Here is a 26,174-nt window from a genome sequence, read left to right as displayed (position 1 = left end):
CTGCTTCGTCAATCAGCCTGCTGGATGAAGGTATCCGTCATCGTCCTGTGTGTAGTATCCTGTGTCAACAAGTTCTTCTTTCATGTTGTCTTTGGTTACAACTGTAGGAACAAGCAGGAAGGATGGGCATTTGTTTCCATCAGATGTTTCATAGGATTCTGTATCATATGCACAATCGAAATCCCAGCCAGAGTTTGTGATCAGAGATTCATCAATTGTGTCACCTTTCAGCATTGCTTCTGCAAGGTCAAGTGTTACGACTGCTTCGTTTGCAACTGCTTTGTAAACGGTCATGGACTGTTTTCCGTCAACGATGTTTGCAAGGTTTGCTTCGTCACCGTCCTGTCCTGTGATCAGAACGTCATTTTTGCCTGCATAGTCAGACTCGATCGCCTGTGTAACACCAAGTGCTGTAGAGTCATTGGAGCAAAGAGCTACATCAAGCTGTGTTCCGTCTGCATAGTAGGAAGCGAGGATGTTCTGCATTCTTTCGAGAGCTGTCTGTGTATCCCACTGAGCTGTTGCAACAGAGTCGAAATCTGTCTGTCCGGAAACTACGTTTAATGTTCCTGCATCCAGATAAGGTTTCAGAGTATCGTAAGCACCGTTGAAGAAGTATCCAGCGTTGTTATCTGCCGGGTCACCTGCTGTGAACTCGATGTTGTAAGTTTTGTCACCTGCATTGTCAAGATCCAGAGTATCGATTACGTACTGTCCCTGAAGAGTACCTACTGTGTAGTTATCGAAGGAAATATAGTAGGAAACTGCATCGGATTTGATCAGACGGTCATAAGAAATAACCGGGATTCCAGCATCTTTAGCTTCATCCATAACTGTGTTAAGTGCTTCACCATCGATAGCTGCAACTACCAGAAGGTCAACTCCGTCGGAGATCAGGTTCTGGATATCATTTACCTGACGGTCTGTTTCGTTGTCGGAGTATGTCAACTCTACATCATAGCCAGCTGCTTTGAACTGTTCTTCCAGATAAGAACCATCTCTGTTCCAACGCTCCAGAGACTGTGTCGGCATGGAAATTCCGATCTTTCCGCCGCCTGCTGCATCATCAGAAGCAAATGCAGGAACTGCACAGGATGTGATTGCCATTGCTGCTGCCATCGCTAAAACTAATTTTTTCTTCATAAGAAACCTCCCATTTTTTATTCGTTCTTATTAGCTATTTCGTATAGCTTTTTGATGAGATTATAATACCATATGGATATATTAAACAAAATGGACTGTTTTTTGATGCACCTTTCAATTTTTGCGAAAAAAATATCCAGATGGGACTCATCTGGATATTTTAGTAAAATCTTTATAAATGATAGTAAAATTATGCTATTGACAGGGAGTTGTATGCTATTTTGCTGCCTTATTTACTCTCTGCATCCAGGGCGCGGAGGCTGTGTACGAGTTCTTCGCAGATCTCCAGCTTGTCCTTGCCGTCTGTCTCGATAACAATATCAGAGGCAGCCTCATATTTCTCGCGTCTTTTCTCCATCAGCTCTGCGATAAAATCGACATTCTTATTGCCTTCCAGAAGCGGTCTGTCATGATTGTCCTTGACACGGTTCAGAATGGTCTCCGGTTTAGCGGTGAGAAGAACTACACGTCCGTTTTTCTTCATCTCGACAACATTGCGCTCTCTCATCGGAACACCGCCGCCGCAGGAAATAACCACGTTTTTCCTGGACTGCATCTCGATCAGCAGCTCTGTCTCCAGATTACGGAAGTACTCCTCTCCATAAGTCTCAAAGATATCAGAGATGGACATTCCCTCTCTCTCTGCAATGATCTGATCCATCTCTACCACGTCCATGGCAAAAACAGTCTTCAGAAAATCAGAGATTGTGGATTTGCCCGCTCCCATAAATCCGATCAGTACGATATTATAATCAAACAGCTTGCGTGCCTGAATCTTCTTACTGTTTCTGGTGATTTCCTCAAAAACAGCATCTACTTCGTTTCTGTGGCGCTTTCCTTCCATTCTTCTGGCAAGCCATTCCTTCTGCTTTGCCTCCTGCTCTGGCTGAAGAATCGGAATATCATTGGCCTCTTTGTATACCATAATATCCTCTACAATTCTGTTACGCATAAGCAGTGCATCCAGAAGGATCTCATCGCACTGTCCCAGACTCTCTCTCAGTATATCCAGCTGACTCATATCGTTTCCTCTTTTCCGTTCACCTCTGTTATATTTATATCTGTAACTGTTCAGTACCCTCACAGTTACTTATATCTCATATTGATAGAATTCTTTACTGTGAACAATTTCGTGTTCTTATTATAACAGCTATTTAACGCTTTAACAATATAAAGTGTGGATTTTATTCTACATTTTTGAGAGCTTCCCCCATAGGTACCCTGCAGATTTTTCTGTATTCCAGCAATGCGATCACTGCATAGGTCAGAATTCCCGCACCAAACATCTCTGCATAAATCTTCGGATCTATCCAGAGTGTGATCCAGCCCGAAATACTCGCGAGCATCATTTCCCGGAAAAGAACTTCCATGATCGCAGTTTCTATCGGAAGACTCAACAGCAGCCAGAGAATGACCACCAGAGAGGTCGACAGGATATAAAGTCTACTGATCTCTCCATTTGTATAACCGAGAATCTTGGTCATGGAAATAGACTGGGCGTTTTTTTCTATGATGATCTTGGACAGCAGATAAATGAGGATCATATAGATCACAACTGCAAAAACATTGATCATTCCCATCATGCTTCCCATAGAAACATCCAGCTGACGGCTGATCTTTGTCAGCGCGTCCAGATCGATGACAGAGCCGATATACCCTGTGTCAATATCTGTGATCTCGGTATTGCTGAAATATCCGCTGAAATAATCATCCCCCAGATCAAACATACGGTTTAATTTCTCCTGCTCCATAAAGATGCATAGCGAACCTGTATAATCATAAATTCCTGAAACCAAGAAGGAATACTCATCATCCTCGTATTTTTCTTTCAAGGTAATGGTATCTCCCGGATCTATCCTGAATTTCTCCGCATAAGCTTCTGAAATATAAACACCCTCCGAAAAATCTGCCTGGATATATCTGCTGTTCTCTTTCACTCCATAGAGAACTATTTCTTCACTTTTATATTTCCCCGGAAGTGTGTTCAGTGAATAGGCACTGAATTCTTCCGCATCCTCATTATCCGTCTGTGTGTCGTGCGAAAAAAGCAGCATATCCACCAGACTGTCCAGTTTATTTCCGCCTCCGAGGATACTCACCGGCATTGACAGCATATACTGATATTTTGCCAGCATATTATTCTGGATCTCCAGCTGATAATGATCCAGAGCCGACGGAAGCAACAATCCGAACATTAACAACAGGTTTGCAAAAAGAATCCCTACAAACAGGACAAGATAATTACTGATATTCTGAAAGATCACACGAAATCTGAATCTGGTAAAAATCTTCATCCTCGGACTTAAAGAAACTGCACGCTTCTGTTTTTTTCCGGAAAGATCTCTTCTCAGAAATTTCAGTGGGGAAAGCCGCATTTTGTGATGAAGGATTCCATAATTCACCAGTACCATGATTACGATCGGTATCACTGTCGTCATAAGAAAGGCTTCCGCATTCCATACCGTCACATAGGTCGGAAGGCTGTAGCTTCCATAGTACATTCCCGCACATACGTCTTTGAACACAGTATATCCAAGCACATTTCCAGCCAGTGCACCCGCCAGCGTGACCAGCACCGGAAGGGTCATATAGTGTCGGATCAGCTCGTTTCCTGTATAACCGGAAGCTCTGAGAGTACCGATCACACCCGCTTCCTTTGTAATCGTATTGCCAGTCGTAATACCAAAGACAAATGCCATGATCGCAATAACAATATAAAGAAGCATGACCATCATCGCCTTGTCTCCGCCCATGTCATCCCCGGTAAAAATAATCGCCTGGTTCTGGTACCTCGGGACAAAATTTTCCAGAGTGACAACCTTCCCCATCTCTTTCATAAGATCCTCTGATACTTCTTTTTCTTCTTTCTCGTCTTTCGGCTTCTTATCATAGATCCAGGAATAGTTATACTGCAGTTTTTCCTGATCCAGAGAATCAAATTCCTCCGGCGTGACAACAGAAACTCCAAATTTAACTGCGTCAAACATCGAATCATTATTATTCTGAAAGAGGGCACTGTAGTCTGACAGTGCTATCAGCCCTGCAATTTTCCAGGTTTTATCGCCACTGCTCAGGGTGTCTCCGATTTTGAGGCTGTTATTGTCGGCATACATACGATCAATCGCAATTTCTCCAGTTGTTTTCGGTAATCTTCCTTCCATGATGCATACTTTGTCGACTTCATCTCTGTTCTTGAAAAACCGCATCGTGCTTCCGTTTGTCAAAGCCTCTTCTATATAATAATTTTCATAGATTTTAATTCCCTGCTCTTCCATTGCTTCTCTCTGCCCACGGTATACCTTTTCTCCCGTGCGGAAGTTTCCATCTTCAATATTGTATTTTTCAAAGCTTTCATTATATGCCTTGATCATACTTCCATCCGCCACCAGAAAACCGGATACCATACCGATGGTTCCGAGCATGAGCAGAAAAATCACTAGGTATTTTCCAATCTCGCTTTTGAGTTCTCTCGGAATACGCTTTCTTAATGGATTTTTCATCATCCGCACCTCCCTTACCAGTCCAGATCTACCACCGGGATCTTGTGCTCGTTCAGATAGTTTTTGCGGATCATTCCATCACGGAGTTTTACGACACGGTCTGCCATATCTTTGATCGCATCATTGTGTGTAACCATGACAACTGTATTTCCGTATTTCAGGTTAACCGTCTCAATCAGCTTCAGTATTTCCTTGGAGGTATTGTAGTCAAGGGCTCCCGTAGGTTCATCACAGAGAAGAATATCCGGATTCTTGACGATTGCACGGCCAATTGCAGTCCTCTGCTGCTGGCCACCCGATAACTGGTTCGGGAGCTTTTTCTGATGATCTGTAAGTCCCAGAATCTGCAGAAGCTCATCCACATCCAGCGCATGGTCACTTAAATATGCCCCGACCTCTATATTTTCGCGTACTGTCAGGTTCGGGATCAGATTGTACATCTGAAAAATATATCCCAGATGTTTCCGCCTGTACTGTGATAATTTCTTTTCCGTCATATCAGCCAGATATTCACCCTCTATGGAAATGCTCCCTTCATCTGCACTCTCGATGCCGCCGATAATATTCAGAAGTGTGGATTTGCCGGAGCCTGATGGTCCCAGCAATACGCAGAATTCCCCCTTCCCGATTTCCATATCCAGGCCTTTCAGTACCTCTATCCGACTTTCTCCCGTTCCGAAGGACTTATGGATATCTTTTATTTCCAAAAACATAATAGTCTCCTTTTCATATCCTGTTAGCTCAGTGTAACCTTATGACTATTATGTTAGTTTAAACTATCTTTATTGTCAATGCCGCAGTTTCTTACTTGAAAAACTTTATCAACAAATTCTTATTACACAGTATAAAGAAAACCCCTCCGACAATCTTTTATTGATCATCAGAGGGGTTTGATTTGTTTGATTATTTAATCTTAAATTCCGAAGCGATTATTTCGCTGCTGCCGGGTCATCAGCAATAATGGAGAACAGGGAAATATCTTCCAGTGCAAATGTAACTGTGTGATTCTCTACGTCGATAGCATCTGCCGGGATCTCAATGATCTCCCATTCACCTTTTACTGTATTGTAAGCAAGAACTTTAAGACCTGTTAAATCTTTTGTGAGGTTCTCAACAGTAAGAGGTACTTTATATTTGCCATCTTCTGTTTTCTTGATCTCTACGCCTAAGTTCTCTTCTTTTTTCAGAGAATAGAAAACAGTAACGAATTCTGTTCCTTCCAGTTTCTCAGCAATTTGTGTCAGATTTTCTTTGGCAGCTTCAGTAAGGTCTGTATTCTGGGCAGCTTCCTTGTTCATGTCAGCAATGAAATCTTTCATTTTGTATTCACCCTTGTTTACAGAAGCAATTGCCTGCGGAAGAATTTTATATATTTTCTGAATTTCCGGGTAAACAGGTGTGTCTTCTTTTGTAACTTCAAGCTTGTAGCCATTTGGTATCTGATTGCCGTTTACTTTGCCATTCTTATCAATACTTCCTGCTGCCATTGCAGTCACTGCTGAAGTAACTACTACTGCTGCTGCAACAACACATGCCATGATACGTTTTCTGAGCTTCATCTTACATCTCTCCTTTTAGATTTTATTTAGATAATAGTACTTACGTGCTAACTATCTTCTCATATTTTATGATAAAACATAGAAAGAATCAATCTATATAGTTCGTCCTCATTCACATGATACTCATCATAATACTTTCCTTCTACGCCCTCACCGGGAACTGTCTGCGTTTCCAACGTGCTGTTTCCCGCTGCATTCAGAAGTTTTACAAAGACATCATTTCCCATATTCGTTACTGTATATGGCTGAATGTCGTCCAGCAGACTTCCTACAAATGAGGAGTTTGTCTGCATTTTCTCCTGAAGCTTTGGTATCAATGCTTTCAGATAAGTTTTCTGACGCTGCTGACGCACCAGTGCACTCTGTGACTTCCCTGTATCTCGATAACGCAGAAATTCTTCTGCATTGTCGCCATTGATAATGACCGTTGCTCCTTCTTTAAAGTAAGGGTCATGTTCCTCCAGGCTGTCATCCGGTACAACGATCTCCACATCTCCCACCAGCTTTCCTACTTCTGAGATACCGCTGATGTTCATAGAATAGTATCCCTGGATCGGCAGTCCGTGAAGGAGGTTCGAAACCGCTGTCTTCATCAGTTCACAGCTTTCTTCCTTACCATCACCGTAGGCATACTGAAGGTTGATATGGTTATCTGTCATTCCAAGACTGGTGCCTGACGGGTTAAAAACCTCGATTTCTGTAATCGTATCTCTCGGAATAGAAAGCACCTGAAGCGTCTCCTCTGCACGATCCAGCGAAACGATAAAGATGGAATCTGCCTGACCTGCATCCATCTGACTCTCCATATTGCTGACTTCTTCCGATGAATCGATCCCCATAAACAGATAATTGCTCAGATGATCATTGTATGTGTATGTACTTCCCTCATACTCCACCGTATTCTGATCCGATGATGAAACCATTTCATTCTCTCCGCCTACTGTACCCGTCTTTACAACTCCCTGTGTCTGTTTCCACAGGAAATATCCGACTGTCAGTGCCGCTGCCAGAACGATCACAGCAACTATGAAGATCACCGGTGTCTTACTTCGTCTGTGCGGCTGCCTTCCTGTAGTTCTCATTTCTTATCACTGTCCCCGGCCTTTGTATCACTCTTGTCAGTACTCTGTGCCTTATCGGCATCTGAAGATTTATCTGTCTCTAAAGGCTTGGCATCCTCTGCAGTTTCATCGGCATCTGAAGATGTCCTGTCGGCTTCTGCCTTCTCTTCCTTTCCGGAAGCGTCTGCTGCATCCTCGTCTTCTTCATCAGCCTCTTCTTTCAATTCAGATGCATGCTCCTTCACAGCTTCATAATCCTCAATCCCTGTCTCCTGTTTCTGAGAGAGGTTCTCCAGACGTTCTGATTCCTGTTTTACTTCTTTGCGATTTGTCAGCAGTAAGCTTCCCAAGATCACAATCAGCACAATACAGATGATCACCAGAATAATATTCGTAAACTTGTTATTTTTTCTACTGTTCCAGCTCACGTTCAACCTGCTTTCTTTTATTTTGTGTTCTCAGTCTGTTCTGCCGTTGCCAGTTTCTGATAGTAACTGCCATAGTGTTTATAGTAAGAAGAATAATATTTATCCCTCTTGGTATCCACCTTGTTCATTACTGCACCAATAACGCGGCATCCACTCTTCTCTATCTGACGGATACATTTCTGTGCAAGCTTATAACTTACGACTCCCGGTTCGATAACAAAGATTCCTCCGTCACAGTATCTTGCGATCACTGCTGCATCAATGACACTTCCAACCGGAGGAGTATCTACCACAATATAATCATAGTAATTTCTAATCTCCTTCATGAAGGTTCGGAACAGATCTTCACTGAGAAGACCCGATGGATTCGGTGCAACCGGACCACCGAATATGATATGAAGATTCGGATAATTGGTAGAACAGATCAGATCCTTGATTTCTGCCTGTCCACTGAGGAACTGAGAAAGACCAATTACTTCCTGCTCTATGCCAAGTCGAATCACAAAATCTGATTTACGGATATCACCATCGATAAGAAGAACTTTCTTACCGATACTGCTCAATTCCTGTACCAGGCTGAGTGCAACATCACTCTTTCCCTCATTGGGAAAACAGCTTGTCACCAGAATTGTCTTAATGCTTTTACCGGAAAGCTGAATGTTTGTACGGAGCGTCTTGATAGCTTCACTGTAGAAATAATCCTGCTTTCTGATATCTTTTATCGCAACTTTCCTCATTTAAGGTTCCTCCATCTGAATCAATGTCTCTTTTTCTTACGCTTCTTTCCTTTATAGTTAACATAATCTTTTCTGTCCGGAACTACCGCAAGAACAGAAACCCCGAGATATTTCGCGATATCGTCTTCTGATTTCAGAGTGTCATCCATGATCGTAACTACGACTATGATTGCTGCTGCTGCAACGATACCAAGAATAAATCCCATCATTACATTCTTCTTCATGCTTGGTGAAGACTGAACTGTCGGAATCTTGCCTATCTCAATGATCTTAGGTGGAATAACCTCCATCTTGTCTCCGATATAAGCAGATGCCACATTGGCAATCTCATCTACAATCTTCTTAGCCATTTCCGGATCTGTATTCTGCACGGAAATTTCCAGAATACGGCTGTCTGACGGATTCACTATAGAGATACTGTTTCTCAGAACATCTGAGTTCATATCCAGCTTCAGATTCTTAATCACCTGCTCAAGAACAGGAGTGCACTTGATCAATACGGTGTAATCACTTGTCAGACTGGTTCCCAGCTGAATATCCGCCAGAGAAGTGAGTGTCGTTTCTTTTGACAGAACCAGTATGCTTGATGTCGAGGTGTATACCGGAGTCATTGCAACCTTTGTAAAGACTCCGCAGAGACATCCCACAAGCAGTCCCACTGTCAGAAGAATCAAAAATTTAGATTTCAGTACAAAAAAAATCTCAAGCAGATCAATCTCTACCTCATCATCCTGTCTGTTTCCGTCTACCGGATCATCAAGATATGAATTCAAATTCTCTAACATCGTATAATTCCCTTCCTCTGTTTATTAGGCATATTTCCAGATGCCTCGGCACAATACCCTATATATGCAGCTACCATAGTAACATACACACATTGAGAGTGTCAATCAACAAAACTTCCACATATTATGCAGAATGTGTCTTTTTTGCTGTACATTTCTTCTTTTACATCATAAATCCCATAATCCGCTCTGTCACAAACACTGCCGCACAGGCAAATAGTGCTACTGTGAGAAGACTTTTCTCTTTGTATGCCGCGATCAAAGCTATCATAAGTCCTGCCAGCCCGGACAGGATCCCTCCTGCTGTTGCTGTAAGAATGGCCGGAAAGGTCATTGCTGCCAGACAGGCATATGGTACATAATATAGGAACGATTTCACAAACGGACTTGTGATCTCTTTCTTAAAAAGAGCCAGGGGAAGCATACGGATCAGATATGTGACGCCTGCCATGACCAGAATATAGATATATATGTTTGGCTTCATCTCTCTACGCCTCCTCTTCCAAAACCGGACAGAAATACGCTGCCACTCCTGCTGCCAGTACCGTTGTAATGATGATCACAAAGCCAGCCGATACATTTCTTAATACCGGTACAACCGCAAAAACTGTGCTGACTGTCATTGCTCCGATCACAACTCCAAGGACTGCCCTGTTTTTCTTTGCCGGTGGTATGATCACAGCAAGGAACATGCCGTAGATTGCCACGCTTAAAGCACTGACCAGAAAGTCCGGCAGAAGGTTCCCGGATACTGCCCCGACCAGAGTTCCCAGCGTCCATCCCGGAATTGCCACTGCCATGACACCATAATTATACCAGGGACTGACACGTCCCTCCTGGCTTGCACTTACACCAAAAATCTCATCCGTAACTCCGAAAGCAACCAGAAGCCTGTGCCCCGTGGAAGTACCCCGTTCCAGCTTCTGGGAAAGTGAAAAAGACATCAGACAATATCTCAGATTGATCACAAGCTGTGTCAGTGCCATCTCCCACAATGAACCGGACGCAAAAATAATCTCGATTCCTGCAAACTGACCTGCGGAGGTAAGATTTGTGAGTGAGATCAGTACGGCAGCTCCCGCGGAAATCCCACCCGCCGCTGCCATCATGCCAAAAGTAAAGGATACTGCAAAATATCCAAGTCCAATAGGAACACCGTCATGCAGTCCCCGCTTAAATGCTGCACTGTTCATGATATTTCTCAGCCCTCCAGACTATTCAGCACATGGAAGCCATTGTTATGCAGCACACTCTCTGTAACAAAGACATCATCTGTCTGAAGGATCATGATTGGAAGGCTGTTTCCTCTGTGGTAGGAAGTATAGATGTAATCAAGATTTACGTTACACTCTCCCAGTACCTTAAGTACTGTATTCAGACCTCCAACCTCATCTTTGATGTCAACTGCGATCACCTCTGTCACACGATTCATATAGCCATTTTCTGTGAGGACTCTTTCTGCTTCCTCTGCTTTATCTGTTACCATACGGAACAATGCAAACTCCGGTGCGTCAAAGCATGCAAACCCATAGATATCAATTCCTGCTTCTTTAAGAAGTTCTGTTACTTTCTGGAGACTTCCTGCCTTGTTTTCGATAAATACGATATTCTGTCTGATCATTTGTTCTCTCTCCTCATCCTGTATATATATCTTTCAGCTTTTACCATTATACTCCCTTTCTGATAAAAGTAAACCGCCAGAAACATTTAATGTTCCTGACGGTTTGTATTATTATTTACTCCATTTACAGTAATCCTATGAATCCAGTTCTTCATCTACATATCTCTGGATATTGGATGCATTCACATATTTCTTAAGATGCTCTCCATCTGTAATGACCAGCGTTGGGGCCTGCATGATTCCAAACTGACGTGCCATATCCGGATTCTTCTCTGCATCAATGATCTCCAGTTCTTCACCTTCCAGCATCTTCTTTGCCATGCGGCAGTTCGGGCAGGTGCTGGTTGTAAAAAGATATTTATGTGTTTCCACCGGTTCTACTCTGACATCATCCTCTGTCATTGTAACCATGCTGGTGTGGACTTTCTTGAGAGTGGAATGTGTCACATCATATAACGTACGATTCTTATATTCCTGAGCCTTGCCGTCATTCCAGTTCTGTACTGGGCGATAGTATCCTGTGATACGGCTGTAAACTTCAGCCTTCTTGCCACACTTCGGACAGGTGAAATGTTCGCCGCTTAAGTAACCATGCTCCTTGCATACAGAATAGGTTGGTGAGATCGTATAATACGGCAGTCTGTAATTCTCTGCAATCTTGCGGACCAGGGATGCCGCTGCCTTCCAGTCCGGAAGCTTCTCTCCGAGGAAACCATGAAATACAGTTCCTGAAGTATACAGTGTCTGAAGCTCATCCTGGATATCCAGTGCATCAAAAATATCTGAACTGAATTCAACCGGAAGATGAGAACTATTGGTGTAATACGGTGTATCTCCCTTACTTCCTGCTGTGCGAATGTCCGGCCAGCGTTTGCGGTCATGCTTTGCCAGGCGATACGAGGTTGACTCTGCCGGAGTTGCCTCCAGATTAAAGAGTTCTCCCGGATATTCCTCCTGATAGTCAGACAGACGATTCCTCATATGCGTCAGAACTTCTTTTGTGAATTTCTGGGTACGTACATCAGTCATATCACAGCCAAGCCATCTGGCGTTTAATCCTGCCTCGTTCATTCCTATCAGGCCAATCGTTGAAAAATGATTGTCAAAGCTTCCAAGATATCTCTTTGTATATGGGTACAGTCCTTCATTCAGAAGCTTCGTGATCACCTCCCTCTTAATATGAAGTGACCTTGCAGAAATATCCATCAGCCGATCCAGCCTGCGATAAAATTCCTCCGGTGTGGAAGACTGATATGCGATCCTTGGCATATTGATCGTTACAACGCCCACAGAACCTGTACTCTCCCCTGAGCCAAAGAATCCACCGCTCTTCTTGCGAAGTTCCCGCAGATCCAGACGGAGTCTGCAGCACATGCTGCGGATATCGCTCGGTTTCATATCGCTGTTGATGTAGTTGGAAAAATACGGAGTACCGTATTTTGCTGTCATTTCAAATAAAAGACGGTTGTTTTCTGTATCGGACCAGTCAAACTCTCTCGTAATAGAATAGGTCGGAATCGGATACTGGAACCCTCTTCCATTGGCATCACCTTCAATCATCGTCTCGATAAATGCCTTATTCACCATGTCCATTTCTTTCTTGCAGTCCTTGTACTTGAAGTCCATTTCCTTACCGCCTACGATGGCAGGAAGCTCTGCCAGATCATCCGGAACTGTCCAGTCCAGTGTGATATTTGAAAACGGAGCCTGTGTTCCCCAGCGGCTTGGGGTATTCACACCATAAATGAAGGATTCAATACATTTCTTGACCTCCGGATAAGTAAGTCCGTCTGCCTTGACAAATGGAGCAAGATAAGTATCAAAGGAAGAAAACGCCTGTGCTCCCGCCCATTCATTCTGCATGATCCCGAGGAAATTAACCATCTGATTACAGAGTACGCTCAAATGCTTCGCAGGAGCAGAAGTGATCTTGCCTTCAATTCCACCAAGTCCCTCCTGGATCAGCTGCTTCAGTGACCATCCTGCACAGTATCCTGTCAGCATTGACAGGTCGTGAATATGAATATCTGCATTTCTGTGTGCCTCTGCGATTTCATTATCATATATCTCAGAAAGCCAGTAATTGGCTGTCACTGCGCCGGAGTTGCTTAAGATTAGTCCTCCGACAGAATATGTTACTGTTGAATTTTCTTTTACTCGCCAGTCCTCGACTTTTACATAGCTGTCTACAATTTCTTTGTAATCGAGGATCGTGGATTTCATATTACGGATCTTTTCTCTCTGTTTACGATAGAGGATATATGCCTTCGCTACATCACTGTAACCGGCTTGGATCAGCACATCCTCTACGCTATCCTGAATATCCTCAACGGTTACTTTATTATCCTGGATCTTATTCTGAAAATCTGCAGTAACCCGAAGCCCCAGAAGATCGATTATATCCTTGCTGTAAATTTTTTCTTTTGCGTCAAATGCTTTGTCAATGGCTGAAGTGATCTTGGACATCTGAAAGTCAGCGATCTCTCCGTCACGTTTAACTACCTGAAACATGCTGCACCATACCTCCCTGTCTTGCGCTGTAGACCTATTGTATCAGACTATATCCTTTGCGTCAATACGCAAAAACACTATATATTGTGTCGTCTTTCACGCTTCACAACTATATAGTGTTTGTTTTTAACATATATAAAAAGCCCTTTTTCCTTGTTTTCCGTACCTTTTCAGGCTTTTGGCATCACGGAAACAAAGAGTTCTGCTGGCACACGGGCCTTCACAAAAATTCCATCCTCACGATATTCTTCTGAGAGAAGACTTCCGAATTCACGGATTTTCTGAATCTTGCCGGCTTCGCTGTAAGGATATAATTCCTCCAGATAGATCTGCTCTTCCGCCAGAAGCTTAGCCAGAACTTCTTTGAACTCATCCAGACCTTCGCCTGTACGCGCAGAGCACTTTACCGTATAGTCCGCTTTGAGGTCACGAATTCCGGTTTCCGGTGCCTTATCCTGCTTATTCAGAAGTGTAATGATTTTTTTACCTGTTGCCCCCAGTTCTCTCAATGTTTCATAGACTGTAAACATCTGAAGCTCCGCCTGAGGATTAGAAGCATCTACTACATGTATGATATAATCTGCATACTTTGCCTCCTCCAGCGTACTCTTGAAGGCTTCTACCAGATGATGCGGCAGCTTGCGTATAAATCCTACTGTATCCGTAAGCAGAATCTGCTGTCCGTCCTTTAGTTCCAGTACTCTCGTAGTTGGATCCAATGTAGCAAAAAGCTTGTCCTCCGCCAGTATTCCGGCACCTGTGAGTGTATTCAGAAGCGTCGACTTTCCTGCATTGGTATATCCGACGATTGCGGCAGTCTTGAGGCTGCCTCTGGAACGTTTTCCTCGGATCAGTTCTCTGTGTCTCTCCACCTGTGAAAGCTCTGCCTTAAGTGCAGAGATCCTGGTACGGATCAGTCGTCTGTCTGTTTCCAGCTTCTTTTCGCCCGGTCCTCTTGTACCGATTCCACCGCCCAGACGGGAAAGAGATTCCCGAAGGCCGACAAGTCTTGCTGCACGATAACGGAGCTGAGCCAGTTCCACCTGAATCTTACCTTCACTGGATACTGCTCTTCTCGCAAAAATATCAAGGATCAGAAGTGTTCTGTCCATAACCTTGCAGTCCAGCTCCCGTTCCAGATTATTCAGCTGGGACGGAGACAGCTCATCATCACAGATCACGCCATTTGCATCCAGTGCACGCAGAAGAGATGCCACTTCTTCAATCTTCCCCTTACCGATATAAGTGCCGGGATGAACTGCCTCCCTGTTCTGGATTACTTTTGCAACCGTTTCTGCTCCGGCTGTCTATGCAAGTTCATCCAGTTCATCCAGGGAAGCTTCAACATCATCTCCCACGCCTGTCTGTACTCCAATGAGTATCACTCGCTCCTGCGTTTCTTTAAATTCATAAAGCTGCATATTCTCAGTTCTCCTCGGAAGATCCATCTGTAGTAGTATCTGCTGTATTATCCTGTGCTGTGCTTTCCGCAGATGTATCTGTTTCTGTTTCAGATGACTGATTTCCAACTCTCGACTGCAGGAAGATCAGTTCCTTCGCTGCTGCCTGATCATCCTTAAACATATTCACATATTCCTGTGTCTTGGAAAGCGCTGTTGCAAAGTCCATCTTTCTCTCATAAGCTACGATTTCATTAAAGAGAAGATCCTGCATCTCATCTGATTCCGCATCTCCCAGTCCCTTACTGATATTCTCAAGTGCACTGTCATAAGATCCGTCTGCAATATCACAGAGTGCCAGCCCGTTATAGCCCTTTGCCGGATCTTCACCGTCTGCCTCAATATACTGCTGGAAAAAGCTGCGTGCACCGGCAGTGTCTCCCTGTGCCATATATACCATGCCAAGAAGCAGCACAGCTTCTGTACTGTTTTTGTCAGCAGCCGCATTCAGTTCTGTTCTGGCATTATCATAGTCTTCCATATAATAATAGACTTTACCTCGCTCACAGTAATCCTCTGCTGTCTTTGCCTCGGTTTTGAGTGAAGCTTCCAGATATTTCGTTCCGTCAGCCTCCATATCATGTCCCAGATATGCCTCATAAATCTGAATCGCCATCTCATAGGTCGCTTCATCACCATAAGCCTTCGAAAAATTAGAAGAAGCTTCGTCATAGGAATCCATCGCAAGGGCTACACAGCCTGTAAGATAATAATCGTTTGCAGTCAGAGAATAATCCTCTGCCAGGGTCTGGCAGTCAGCCATTGCCTGATCATAGAGTTCTGCCTTCAGTTCTGCCGTAGCACGATATTCCAGAATATCTTTCCTGTCAGATTTCCCTGTTTCTTCATCATTCAATGCGCTGGTAAGATCATCGATTGCTCCCTGATAATCCCCTGTGCGCAATTTCACGATTCCAGAACCTCTGTAGGAATCTGACAGTTTATATCCGGCCGAAATACAGCTCTGGTATTCATTCAGCGCATAGTCATAGTTGCCCTGCTCCAGATCTGTATTTGCCTGCTCATATGTTTTTTTCTGTTCTCCGCCGCAGCCGGTCAGCAAAAATGCTCCAAGACCGACTGACAGTAGCCATATGATTCTTTGATTTCTCATTCTTTCACAATTAATCCTTCTGATTCCATTGCCTGAACCACGTGATTTACATGCTGTGCACAGATGTCTTCTGTACCGGCCTCTACCATTACACGAATCAGCGGCTCTGTACCACTTTCTCTTACAAGAATACGTCCGTCAGTTCCAAGCGCTCTTGCTGCTTCCTCTACCGCCTTCATAACTGCCGGATTTTCTCTTGCTGTTTTTTTGTCTGCCACGCGGACATTTCTGAGTATCTGCGGATATACCTTCATTTCTTTTGCCAGATCACAAAGAGTTGCTTTCTGTTCGATGCAGGCTTCCATGATCATAAGAGAAGTCAGGATTCCGTCTCCCGTTGCAGCATGACGGCTGAAAATAATGTGTCCGGACTGTTCGCCTCCAAGACTGTAATTATTTTCCATCATGTTTTCTGCCACATACTTATCGCCAACCGCAGTCTGCTCATAGTTAATGCCATCTCTTTCAAAGGCTTTGTACAGTCCCATATTAGACATGACTGTAGTGACAACCGTATTTCCCTTGAGCTTGCCCTGGGATTTAAGGAATTTACCACACACATACAGGATCTTGTCCCCGTCAATGATATTTCCCTTATGATCTACTGCGATACAGCGGTCTGCATCTCCATCATAAGCAAATCCGATATCCAGTCCATTGTCTACAACATATTTCTGCAATACCTCAATATGTGTGGAACCACAGTTTCTGTTAATGTTTGTTCCATCAGGTTCATTATTGATCACATAGGTCTTTGCTCTTAATGCATCAAAGACACTCTTCGCAATCGCAGAAGAACTTCCGTTGGAGCAGTCCAGACCAACCTTGACATTCTTGAAATCACAGCTCGGAACTGAGATCAGGTAACCAATATAACGGTTACGTCCGGAAGCAAAATCAACGGTACGTCCGATATCTTCTCTGGTCGCATACGGAAGCTTTTCAAGTCTTCCATCCAGATATGCTTCAATCCGGGCTTCTACCTCTGCCTCAATTTTCTGTCCGTTTCCGTTCAACAGCTTGATTCCATTATCATAAAACGGATTATGACTTGCAGAAATCATGATTCCACAGTCAAAATCCTCTGTGCGGACAACATAAGAAACACTTGGAGTAGTTGTCACGTGAAGAAGATATGCATCCGCACCAGAAGCTGTCAGTCCCGCAACCAGTGCATATTCAAACATATAACTGCTTCTTCTTGTATCTTTACCGATCACGATCTTGGCCTTATGCTCTCTCCCATAATACCATCCCACGTAACGTCCTACCTGAAATGCATGATCTACTGTCAATTGTATATTTGCTTCTCCACGAAAACCATCTGTTCCAAAATATTTACCCATGTTCTGTTGCTCTCCTTCAATCTAAATTCTATTATTTATAAAGCTGTGCCGGATATACTCCGTCCTCTGCGAGTTTCTTGAATGCTGCTGTCACAGAAGCTTTGTCCTCCTGATAGGTCACACCAAACCATGTGTCCTTTGTCTCAAGTACATCTACTTTTGCTTTGCCTTCTTTGATCAGACGGTCGATCATTTCCGGAAGGAGATATTCTTTCTTGATGTCACCTTCTTCTACATTCTCAAGGAACTCAACAAATCCCTTTTCCAGAGTCTCCATAAATACCGGTGTCAGTCCCCACATATTCATGGAAACAAGACTCTTCACATCAAGTTTCTCTGCATTTCCGTTGTCATCTCTTGTCTCAGCACCATCTGCTGTCTTAAAGATATTATGTGTTTCTGTAACACCGACCAGTGCGCCATCTTCAATATGGCATACACCTCTTGTCACACTTCCATTGTCACTTAAGGTGTTTCCAAGGCGGAAACCTGCCATGCAGATATGAAGGATTCCATCTTCCGGCTGCTCCTGAACCAGATAATCATGAACCTTGACATAAGCCTCTTTGCCATAGTAGTCATCTGCATTGATTACCATAAACGGCTCATCAAGAACGGCTTTGGCGGCAAGTACGGCCTGGCCGGTTCCCCACGGTTTTGTACGGTCTGCCGGTTTCTCAAATCCTTCCGGAAGGTCATCCAGAGACTGGAATGCATAAGCAACTTCTGTAATTTTCTCAATTCTCTCTCCGATCACACGGCGGAATTCTTCCTCCAGATCCTTACGGATAATAAATACAACCTTGTTAAATCCAGCCTCCAGTGCATCATGGATAGAATAATCCATAATGATCTCTCCATTCGGTCCTACTGGTGCAAGCTGTTTGATTCCTTTTCCAAAACGGCTTCCGATTCCGGCTGCCATAATTACAAGTGCGGTTTTTTTCATTTGAGGTTCCTCCCTTTTATTCTTCTTCATTTAACGAGCTTAATTTAGCTGCCTGATCTGCTGCAATAAGGCTGTCAATGATCTCATCCAGATCACCGCCCAGAATACTCTCAAGACGATGCAGGGTAAGTTTGATCCTGTGATCTGTTACACGTCCCTGCGGGAAGTTATAAGTACGAATCTTTTCGGAACGGTCACCTGTTCCGATCTGACTTCTTCTCGCCTCCGCCTCAGCGTCATGCTGCTTTGCCAGTTCCATCTCATACAGACGGGAACGAAGTACCTTAAGTGCTTTGTCCTTATTCTTAAGCTGTGACTTCTCATCCTGACAGGAAATAACGATTCCCGTCGGAATATGGGTCAGACGTACAGCAGAGTCTGTGGTATTGACACACTGTCCACCATTACCAGATGCACGGAATACATCAAATTTACAGTCATTCATATCAAGATGGAAATCAATCTCCTCTGCCTCCGGCATAATTGCCACAGTACAGGTTGAAGTATGGATGCGTCCGCCGGATTCTGTTTCCGGTACACGCTGTACACGATGTACACCACTTTCGTATTTAAGTCTGGAATAGGCTCCCTGACCCTGGATCATAAATGTAACTTCCTTAAATCCACCGATGCCATTCTCATTGAGACTCATCATCTCTGTCTTCCATCTTCTGGATTCTGCATACTTCACATACATACGGTAGATCTCAGCAGCAAAAAGTGCCGCCTCATCACCGCCTGCACCTGCACGGATCTCCACGATAACATTCTTACTGTCATTCGGATCCTTCGGCAGAAGCAGGATCTTGAGTTCCTGTTCCAGTTCTTCCACACGCTTCTTTGCATCGGAAAGCTCTTCCTTGAGCATTTCACGCATATCTTCATCCTTCTCCTCCTCCAGAAGAGAAAGACTGTCCTGGATAGTCTCTTTGTTTTTCTTATATTCTGTATAAGTGTCCACGATAGGCTGCAGATCACTCTGCTCCTTCATCAGCTTCTGAAAACGTTCCTGGTTGTCTGTCACGCCCGGTTCACCCAGCTCGTTCAGTACTTCCTCGAAACGAATCAGCAAGTCGTCCAATTTATCAAACATGCTGTTCCTCCTGCATTTGTTTCTTTCCAATTACAACTCTGTCCAGCCCGGCCAGATCTTTCTTCACGGTCACCTCAGTAAATCCTTCTCCCTGCATGATCGCAGATACGTCTGCCCCCTGCTCACAGCCAATCTCATACATGAGCCAGCCGCCGGGTTTCAGGTATTTACCTGCCTGCTCCGTGATCCTGCGATAAAAATACAGTCCGTCCTCCCGTCCGTCCAGTGCCAGTACCGGGTCATGAAAACGTACTTCCTCCATCAGTTTCCCAATATCCTCTGTCGGTATATAAGGCGGATTTGAAATAAGCATATCATATTCCAGGGATATATTTCCACTGTTTTTCTGAAAATAATCTCCTGAAAATGTATCACTTTGTACCAAAACTGCCCGCTTCTCCAGTTCCAGATTCTTTCGATTTCTCTCTGCCACTGCAAGTGCAGCCTCTGAAATATCCACACCTGTCCCGATCGCATCCGGAAATTCCATGAGAAGGCTCAAAAGCAGGCAGCCGGATCCCGTGCACATATCCAGGATTCTCGGATTCCTTATATTCCTTAACTGATGCAGTGCCTCCTCAGCCAGAACCTCTGTATCCTGTCTCGGCACAAGGACTCTTTCATCCACATAAAAATCATATCCCATAAAGCAGGCCTGATGAGTCAGGTGCTGCAGTGGAATATGCTCTGCTCTTTTCTGACATAAACTAAGATATTCCGACACGATCTCTTCATTCACTTCTGACTCAGGATGAGCATAATACCAGGCGCGGCTGATATCTGCTGTATATTCCAGAAGGAGCCAGGCATCCAACCTGGCTTCTTCAATTCCTGCATTCATCAGAAGCTGTATCCCTTGTGTCAGCAATTCATGAAATGTCTGCATGGTTTTCCTCATTCTCGTTACTGTTCTCTCACGAACAGTTACTCCTTTTCTTCGTCCGGCTCCCAGCCGAATTCATCTTTCAGATATTGTTTCCAGTCAAAGACAGCCTCTACTGCCTTTATCGCCACCTCAACCATATCAGGTGTAGGTTCTTTGGTTGTGAGTTTCTGCATTGCCAGACCTGGTTTGCTGAAAAAATCTGCCAGCTTACTGTCTGTTCTTCCTGCCCACTGGATCATCTCAAAGGAAATCCCGGCAACGACCGGCACCATCAGAAGTCTGCCGAAAAGCCGCACCCAGTAGACCGGCACCAGTACAAAAACAAAATGCAGACAGATACTCACCAGCATGACAAGAAACAGAAAGCTGGTTCCACATCGTCTGTGCTGTCTGGAACTTGCCATTACATTCTCTACTGTCAGCGGCATTCCATGTTCCACACAGTTAATACATTTATGCTCTGCCCCATGATACATAAACGTCCTCTGAATGTCCTTCATCCTGGAAATCAGAAGCATGTATCCAAGAAACAGTATAAGTTTTACAAAGGCTTCTGCCACAGTAACTCCAAACTCAGAAGCTCCTACTTTACGAAGAAGACTTGCCAGTGCATACGGCAGCAGCATAAATGCTGCAACAGATATCACGATGGAAAAGGCAACGGTTATGTACAGAAGCCACTGGAACTGCTTTGCTTCTTTCTGTTTCTTGGCAGAAAGTTCTTCCTCAGTAAGCTTCGCATTCTTTGCTGCTTCTTCCTCGTCCTCCTCATCTCCGGCTATCTCAGCCGAATACATAAGACATTTGGTTCCGACTACAAGACCGTCCACAAAGCTGACTACTCCCCGGATGATCGGCTTTTTCCAGAATGCCGCCTTCCCGAAGGTACACTTGTAATCCTCAACCTTCAGTTCTATTTCCTTATCCGGACGGCGTACCGCAACTGCATATTTGTCCTTATGACGCATCATGATGCCTTCCATTACCGCCTGTCCGCCAATATTCGATGGTTTCATATGTCACTCCATTGTCCCAAGAAGCAAAGAAAGGTTGAGATTTCCCAACCTCAACCTGTTCTCTCGTTATAATTATTTGTTTAAGCCGTATTTTCTGTTGAACTTATCAATACGTCCGCGAGCCTGAGCCGCTTTCTGCTGTCCTGTATAGAATGGATGGCATTTGGAACAGATTTCTACGTGGATATCTTTCTTTGTAGATCCTGTTACGAATGTGTTTCCACAGTTGCAGGTTACAGTTGCCTGATAGTAGTTCGGATGGATTCCTTCACGCATGATTTTCACCTCTCTATGTTTGTTCTATTTTCTATTCGTATTAATTTACTGAATAATTACGAATTTACTATTTCACAGCTTTCTGATTATAACACAGTGAATATAGAATTGCAAGCTATTTATAAAAATTTCTGTTTTTTGGCCATCTGGACAAATTCTTCATTTGTCTTTGTCTTTGAGAACATATTCAGAATCTGTTCTACCGCATCTTCCGCCTTAAGACTGTTCAAGGCTCTGCGCATATTGTAGACCGTTTCCTGTTCTTCTTTTGTAAGAAGAAGATCCTCTCGTCTGGTACCAGATTTCTGAATATCAATTGCAGGGAATACACGTTTCTCCTGAAGCTTACGATCCAGAACAAGTTCCATATTACCCGTTCCCTTGAACTCCTCATAAATCACATCATCCATCTTACTTCCGGTATCTACAAGAGCTGTGGCAAGGATCGTGAGGCTTCCGCCCTCTCTCATATTACGCGCCGCACCAAAAAACCGCTTTGGCATATGAAGTGCCGCTGGATCCAGACCACCGGAAAGTGTCCTTCCGCTCGGAGTCACACAGAGATTATAAGCCCTTGCAAGCCTCGTGATGGAATCAAGGAGGATTGTAACGTCCTGCTTATGCTCTACAAGGCGGCGTGCACGCTCCACAACCATCTCTGAAACACGCTTATGATGTTCCGGGAGCTCATCAAACGTAGAATAAATAACTTCTACATTATCACCCTGGATTTCTTCTTTAATATCCGTTACCTCCTCCGGACGTTCATCGATCAGAAGAATAAGAAGATGCATGGATGGGCTGTTCTGCAGGATAGATTTTGCCACATCCTTAAGAAGCGTGGTCTTACCTGCTTTCGGCGGAGATACGATCATACCTCTCTGCCCTTTTCCGATCGGACTCAAAAGATCCATGATACGCATCGCGACCGTTCCCCCCGGACGCTCCATCCGAAGCTTTTCGTTCGGAAAAATCGGTGTCATATCTTCGAAATTATATCGCTTCGGTCCCTCACTTGGATGAAATCCATTAATAGAATCCACATAGAGAAGTGCACTGAATTTCTCACCCTGCGTCTTGATCCGGATATTTCCTTTCAGAATATCACCTGTTTTCAGATTAAATCGACGGATCTGAGACGGTGAAACATAGATATCATTTTCGCCCGGCAGATAATTCTCACAGCGGATAAAACCATATCCATCCGGAAGTACTTCCAGAATACCGTTTGCCTTCTCTCCACTGTCAAGCTGTGCCGTCTCTCTGTTTTCACGTGCCCGAAATTCCTGACGTACCGGTCTTTCACCTGGATTGTCAAAATTTCTTTGCTCTCTCACCGGTTCCTCAGACTTTTCTGTCTGCACGCTTTCCTGTGTCTTAGGGGATGTTTCTTTTTGGACCGCTGCTTCTCTTTCATCTTCCTGCAGCATACGGTCGATCAGTTCCGGCTTTCTCAGAGTGGAAATCCCCTTTAAACCTCTTGCCTTTGCTAAATCTTTTAATGTCGCCAATGACAATGATTCATATTTTTCTCTCATAAAAAACCTCTGTTTCTCAATTTCAAAAATCGTAACTGTTCCGTTTAATGTACCAGATTTCCAACAACACCATAAGAGACAACACACATAATAACAGTTGCCATGATAAGACCGCAGAAAATTGCGATTGAAGACTTTTTGATATCAACTTCCAGAAGAGATGCGATCAGAGACCCTGTCCATGCACCTGTTCCGGGAAGGGGTACCCCTACAAACAACAAAAGTCCCAGAAATTCATATCTCTTGATCTGATCACTCTTGCCCATTGCACGATTTTCCAGCTTTATGATAAAGCCACGGAAGAGCTTTGTTTTTTTGAGCCATTTAAAAATCTGTTTGATAAACAGAAGGATAAACGGGATCGGAATAATATTTCCTATGATACAGATAGGAATTGCCTTCATCATAGAGACATTAAGAAGTGATGCCGCAAGAAGTCCTCCCCTTAATTCCAGGATCGGGATCATTGAAATGATAAAAATCACCACTTCTCTTGATACATGCTGTCCGAGAGTGTCTGTAAACCAGTTTACTAAAACTTCCAATATAAATTCTCCTTATTTATTTAAATATTCTCCGAGAAAATCCAGGAAGGTTTCCATCTCTTCTCTCGTTCCTACAGTGATGCGAAGATGATTTCCAGTCCGGCCGCCCGGGAAATATCTTACATAAATATGACGCTCACGCAACGCCTTAAAGAGTTCCTCTGCCGAACAGCTCTCATGCGTTGCAAAAATAAAGTTTGCCCTGGAATCCTCGAAAGAAAATCCCAGTTTCACCAGTTCCTTCTTTGTCCATTCTCTTGTCTCTATAATTTTATGACAGGTTTCACAAAAATACTCCTGATCTTTCACCGCTGCCACACCTGCTGCCAGAGCAGTTCTGTCCATTGTATAAGAATTAAATGAATATTTTACATCATTCAGATATTTGATCAGTTTCGGTGAGCCCATAGCAAATCCGATTCTCATACCTGCCATAGATCTTGACTTGGAAAAGGTCTGAACGATCAGAAGGTTCTCATATTTCTCGATTAACGGAAGTGCTGACTGTGTGCCAAAGTCCACATAGGCTTCATCCACGATCACGATCACATCCTGATTGTGTGCCACGATATCTTCAATATCAGAAAGCGGCATTACAACACCGGTAGGTGCATTTGGATTCGGGAATATAATTCCCCCGTTTTCTCTGAAATAGTCTTCTTTTCGAATGTGAAAATGCTCATCCAGTGCAGGTCTCTCATATGGAATTCTGAAAAGGTCTGCCCACACATCATAAAAAGAATATGTAATGTCCGGAAACAGAATCGGTTTCTCACTGTTAAAGAACGTAAGAAAACTCATTGCAAGTACATCGTCAGATCCTACCCCTACAAATACCTGATCATCCTGAAGCCCGTAATTATCAGCAATCGCATGTACAAGATCTAATGCAGCCGGGTCCGGGTAAAGTCGTAAGGTGTCTGTATCCATGCCACGAAGCACTTCTCTTACTCCCGGTGCCGGTGGATATGGATTTTCATTTGTGTTCAGTTTGATCATATCCGGCTGGTCAGGTTGTTCTCCCGGAGTATACGGAACAACTCTGCGGATATTATTTTCCCAGTTTACCATGTCATAGTCCCCTTTCACATATTTGCTATTGTACATATTCTTCCTATGTTTGTCAAAGATTTCTTTGCGTCCTGATTATGTTATTATACCCGGAATGAACAGTTTTCTATGGAACAGACCCTTTTTGTGCATAAAACAAGACACTCCCCGGCATACTGCGGACGTTTCCTTGAAGTAAAATCTATTGCTGTCACACGTCCTTGCTGTCCCTATTATAAGTTATGCCGGGGAGAATTGTCCATCTTGATTATTAAATTGTATGTCTCGGGATTTTGGCAAACAACATGCCAAAACGCCTCGCGGGATACTACCTTCTGAATAGTTACTGTATATCTTTTAAATACGGGCTACGCCGGTTCTCTTTGCTGCCTCAGCAACCGCTTTGGCTACCGCCGGTCCCACTCTCTTATCAAATGCCTTCGGAATGATATATTCCGGAGAAAGTTCCTCATCTGTAATCAGATTTGCAAGTGCTTCAGACGCTGCTATCTTCATTTCATCATTGATATCACTTGCTCTTACATCAAAAGCACCTCTGAATACACCAGGGAATGCAAGCACATTGTTGATCTGGTTCGGGAAGTCACTTCTTCCTGTTGAGATAACTTTGGCTCCGCCTGCTTTGGCATCATCCGGGAAGATTTCCGGAGTCGGGTTTGCACATGCAAAGATGATCGCATCTTTGTTCATGGTCTTAACCATCTCTGTTGTAACTGCTCCCGGTGCGGATACACCGATAAATACATCTGCGCCAACCAGCATATCTGCCAGAGAACCTGCTTTCTTATCCAGATTGGTCACTTTGCTCATTTCATCTTTGACTGGGTTCATTCCTTCCGGACGTCCCTCATAGATTGCACCCTTTCTGTCACAGAGTGTGATGTTCTTAAATCCGGCTGTAAGAAGCAGACGTGCGATAGAGATTGCTGCTGCTCCGGCTCCGTTCATTACAATACGGACATCCTCTTTCTTCTTGCCGACAACTTTAAGTGCATTGGTAAGACCTGCCAGTGTGATGATTGCAGTACCATGCTGGTCATCATGGAAGATCGGAATATCACATTTTTCTTTCAGTTTCTTCTCGATTTCAAAACATCTCGGTGCGGAGATATCTTCCAGGTTTACTCCACCAAAGGAACCGGAGATCATGTAGATTGTATTTACAATCTCATCCACATCGTTGCTCTTAATGCAGAGCGGGAATGCATCTACATCACCAAATGCCTTGAAAAGGACACATTTACCTTCCATAACCGGCATTCCGGCTTCCGGTCCGATGTTTCCAAGTCCAAGAACAGCAGAACCGTCGGTAACTACCAGACACATGTTCCATCTTCTTGTGAGTTCGTAGGATTTGTTTACATCCTTCTGGATTTCCAGACAAGGCTGTGCAACTCCAGGTGTATAAGCAAGTGACAGATCATCCTTATTTTCTACAGGTACTCTTGTTACAACTTCAATCTTACCTTTCCATTCTCCATGCAGTCTTAAAGATTCTTTTGCATAATCCATTTCTGTTGTCCTCCCCGGTATCT

24 protein-coding genes and 1 pseudogene are annotated in these 26,174 nt (G+C 43.9%); all 25 read right to left on the bottom strand.

What is annotated here, in order from left to right:
* Positions 1-12: 12 nt before the first annotated feature.
* The 25 genes and pseudogenes from GT674_RS06230 to GT674_RS06110 all read right to left on the bottom strand — a co-directional run bounded on the left by GT674_RS06230 (position 13) and on the right by GT674_RS06110 (position 26,151).
* Complete coding sequence (locus GT674_RS06230; RefSeq protein ID WP_022215391.1) at positions 13-1,143, bottom strand: substrate-binding domain-containing protein; 1,131 nt, start codon at positions 1,141-1,143, stop codon at positions 13-15.
* Between the two features lie 229 nt (positions 1,144-1,372).
* A complete protein-coding gene (locus tag GT674_RS06225; RefSeq protein ID WP_161284904.1) occupies positions 1,373-2,164 on the bottom strand; it encodes a shikimate kinase in 792 nt (263 codons plus the stop codon).
* 163 nt (positions 2,165-2,327) lie between these two features.
* Positions 2,328-4,643, bottom strand: a complete 2,316-nt coding sequence (locus GT674_RS06220; RefSeq protein ID WP_161284919.1) for an ABC transporter permease — start codon at positions 4,641-4,643, stop codon at positions 2,328-2,330.
* A gap of 14 nt (positions 4,644-4,657) precedes the next feature.
* Positions 4,658-5,356 carry an ABC transporter ATP-binding protein gene (locus GT674_RS06215; protein ID WP_161284903.1) on the bottom strand — a complete coding sequence of 233 codons (699 nt, stop codon included), beginning with the start codon at positions 5,354-5,356 and terminating at the stop codon, positions 4,658-4,660.
* A gap of 216 nt (positions 5,357-5,572) precedes the next feature.
* Positions 5,573-6,202 (bottom strand): hypothetical protein, encoded by a 630-nt coding sequence (locus GT674_RS06210; protein ID WP_161284902.1) that lies wholly within the window; start codon positions 6,200-6,202, stop codon positions 5,573-5,575.
* Between the two features lie 59 nt (positions 6,203-6,261).
* Positions 6,262-7,284 (bottom strand): LCP family protein, encoded by a 1,023-nt coding sequence (locus GT674_RS06205; RefSeq protein ID WP_161284901.1) that lies wholly within the window; start codon positions 7,282-7,284, stop codon positions 6,262-6,264.
* Positions 7,281-7,691: a hypothetical protein gene (locus GT674_RS06200; RefSeq protein WP_161284900.1), complete on the bottom strand. Its 411-nt coding sequence runs from the start codon at positions 7,689-7,691 to the stop codon at positions 7,281-7,283. The genes GT674_RS06205 and GT674_RS06200 overlap by 4 nt, the downstream gene beginning before the upstream one ends.
* 17 nt (positions 7,692-7,708) lie before the next feature.
* A complete protein-coding gene (locus tag GT674_RS06195) occupies positions 7,709-8,428 on the bottom strand; it encodes a CpsD/CapB family tyrosine-protein kinase (RefSeq protein WP_161284899.1) in 720 nt (239 codons plus the stop codon).
* Between the two features lie 20 nt (positions 8,429-8,448).
* A complete protein-coding gene (locus GT674_RS06190) occupies positions 8,449-9,213 on the bottom strand; it encodes a YveK family protein (protein ID WP_161284898.1) in 765 nt (254 codons plus the stop codon).
* A gap of 163 nt (positions 9,214-9,376) precedes the next feature.
* Entirely contained in the window at positions 9,377-9,697 is a 321-nt protein-coding gene (locus GT674_RS06185) for an AzlD domain-containing protein (RefSeq protein ID WP_161284897.1), read from the bottom strand.
* Between the two features lie 4 nt (positions 9,698-9,701).
* Positions 9,702-10,406 (bottom strand): AzlC family ABC transporter permease, encoded by a 705-nt coding sequence (locus tag GT674_RS06180; protein WP_161284896.1) that lies wholly within the window; start codon positions 10,404-10,406, stop codon positions 9,702-9,704.
* Between the two features lie 8 nt (positions 10,407-10,414).
* The gene (locus GT674_RS06175) at positions 10,415-10,834 is read right to left on the bottom strand and encodes an amino acid-binding protein (protein ID WP_161284895.1); all 420 of its coding nucleotides are present in this window, start codon (positions 10,832-10,834) and stop codon (positions 10,415-10,417) included.
* 135 nt (positions 10,835-10,969) lie between these two features.
* Positions 10,970-13,345: a ribonucleoside triphosphate reductase gene (locus GT674_RS06170; protein ID WP_161284894.1), complete on the bottom strand. Its 2,376-nt coding sequence runs from the start codon at positions 13,343-13,345 to the stop codon at positions 10,970-10,972.
* Between the two features lie 170 nt (positions 13,346-13,515).
* Positions 13,516-14,766 (bottom strand): annotated as a pseudogene (gene hflX / locus GT674_RS06165) (GTPase HflX).
* A gap of 4 nt (positions 14,767-14,770) precedes the next feature.
* Entirely contained in the window at positions 14,771-15,919 is a 1,149-nt protein-coding gene (locus GT674_RS06160) for a tetratricopeptide repeat protein (RefSeq protein ID WP_161284893.1), read from the bottom strand.
* On the bottom strand, positions 15,916-17,265 hold the full coding sequence (glmM, locus tag GT674_RS06155; protein WP_161284892.1) for a phosphoglucosamine mutase: 1,350 nt from the start codon (positions 17,263-17,265) through the stop codon (positions 15,916-15,918). The genes GT674_RS06160 and glmM overlap by 4 nt, the downstream gene beginning before the upstream one ends.
* A 31-nt stretch (positions 17,266-17,296) precedes the next feature.
* Positions 17,297-18,214 carry a nucleotidyltransferase family protein gene (locus tag GT674_RS06150; protein WP_161284891.1) on the bottom strand — a complete coding sequence of 306 codons (918 nt, stop codon included), beginning with the start codon at positions 18,212-18,214 and terminating at the stop codon, positions 17,297-17,299.
* A gap of 16 nt (positions 18,215-18,230) precedes the next feature.
* Entirely contained in the window at positions 18,231-19,307 is a 1,077-nt protein-coding gene (gene prfA, locus GT674_RS06145; protein WP_161284890.1) for a peptide chain release factor 1, read from the bottom strand.
* A complete protein-coding gene (gene prmC / locus GT674_RS06140) occupies positions 19,300-20,193 on the bottom strand; it encodes a peptide chain release factor N(5)-glutamine methyltransferase (protein ID WP_161284889.1) in 894 nt (297 codons plus the stop codon). The genes prfA and prmC overlap by 8 nt, the downstream gene beginning before the upstream one ends.
* 38 nt (positions 20,194-20,231) lie before the next feature.
* Positions 20,232-21,209 carry a DUF1385 domain-containing protein gene (locus GT674_RS06135; RefSeq protein ID WP_161284888.1) on the bottom strand — a complete coding sequence of 326 codons (978 nt, stop codon included), beginning with the start codon at positions 21,207-21,209 and terminating at the stop codon, positions 20,232-20,234.
* Positions 21,210-21,281: 72 nt separating this feature from the next.
* Entirely contained in the window at positions 21,282-21,485 is a 204-nt protein-coding gene (gene rpmE / locus GT674_RS06130; RefSeq protein ID WP_022215410.1) for a 50S ribosomal protein L31, read from the bottom strand.
* Between the two features lie 119 nt (positions 21,486-21,604).
* Positions 21,605-23,023 carry a transcription termination factor Rho gene (gene rho / locus GT674_RS06125; protein WP_161284887.1) on the bottom strand — a complete coding sequence of 473 codons (1,419 nt, stop codon included), beginning with the start codon at positions 23,021-23,023 and terminating at the stop codon, positions 21,605-21,607.
* A 44-nt stretch (positions 23,024-23,067) separates the two neighbouring features.
* A complete protein-coding gene (locus GT674_RS06120; RefSeq protein ID WP_161284886.1) occupies positions 23,068-23,568 on the bottom strand; it encodes a COG2426 family protein in 501 nt (166 codons plus the stop codon).
* Positions 23,569-23,580: 12 nt separating this feature from the next.
* Positions 23,581-24,639 (bottom strand): histidinol-phosphate transaminase, encoded by a 1,059-nt coding sequence (gene hisC / locus GT674_RS06115; protein WP_161284885.1) that lies wholly within the window; start codon positions 24,637-24,639, stop codon positions 23,581-23,583.
* A gap of 336 nt (positions 24,640-24,975) precedes the next feature.
* Positions 24,976-26,151: an NAD(P)-dependent malic enzyme gene (locus tag GT674_RS06110; protein ID WP_161284884.1), complete on the bottom strand. Its 1,176-nt coding sequence runs from the start codon at positions 26,149-26,151 to the stop codon at positions 24,976-24,978.
* Between the last annotated feature and the right edge of the window lie 23 nt (positions 26,152-26,174).

Origin of the sequence: Blautia sp. BIOML-A1, from assembly GCF_009883055.1 — a bacterium.
In the GTDB taxonomy this organism is placed as follows: domain Bacteria; phylum Bacillota; class Clostridia; order Lachnospirales; family Lachnospiraceae; genus Blautia_A.
The sequence above is the reverse complement of the archived record's forward strand: the minus strand, read 5'-3'. Positions and strand labels throughout refer to the sequence as shown.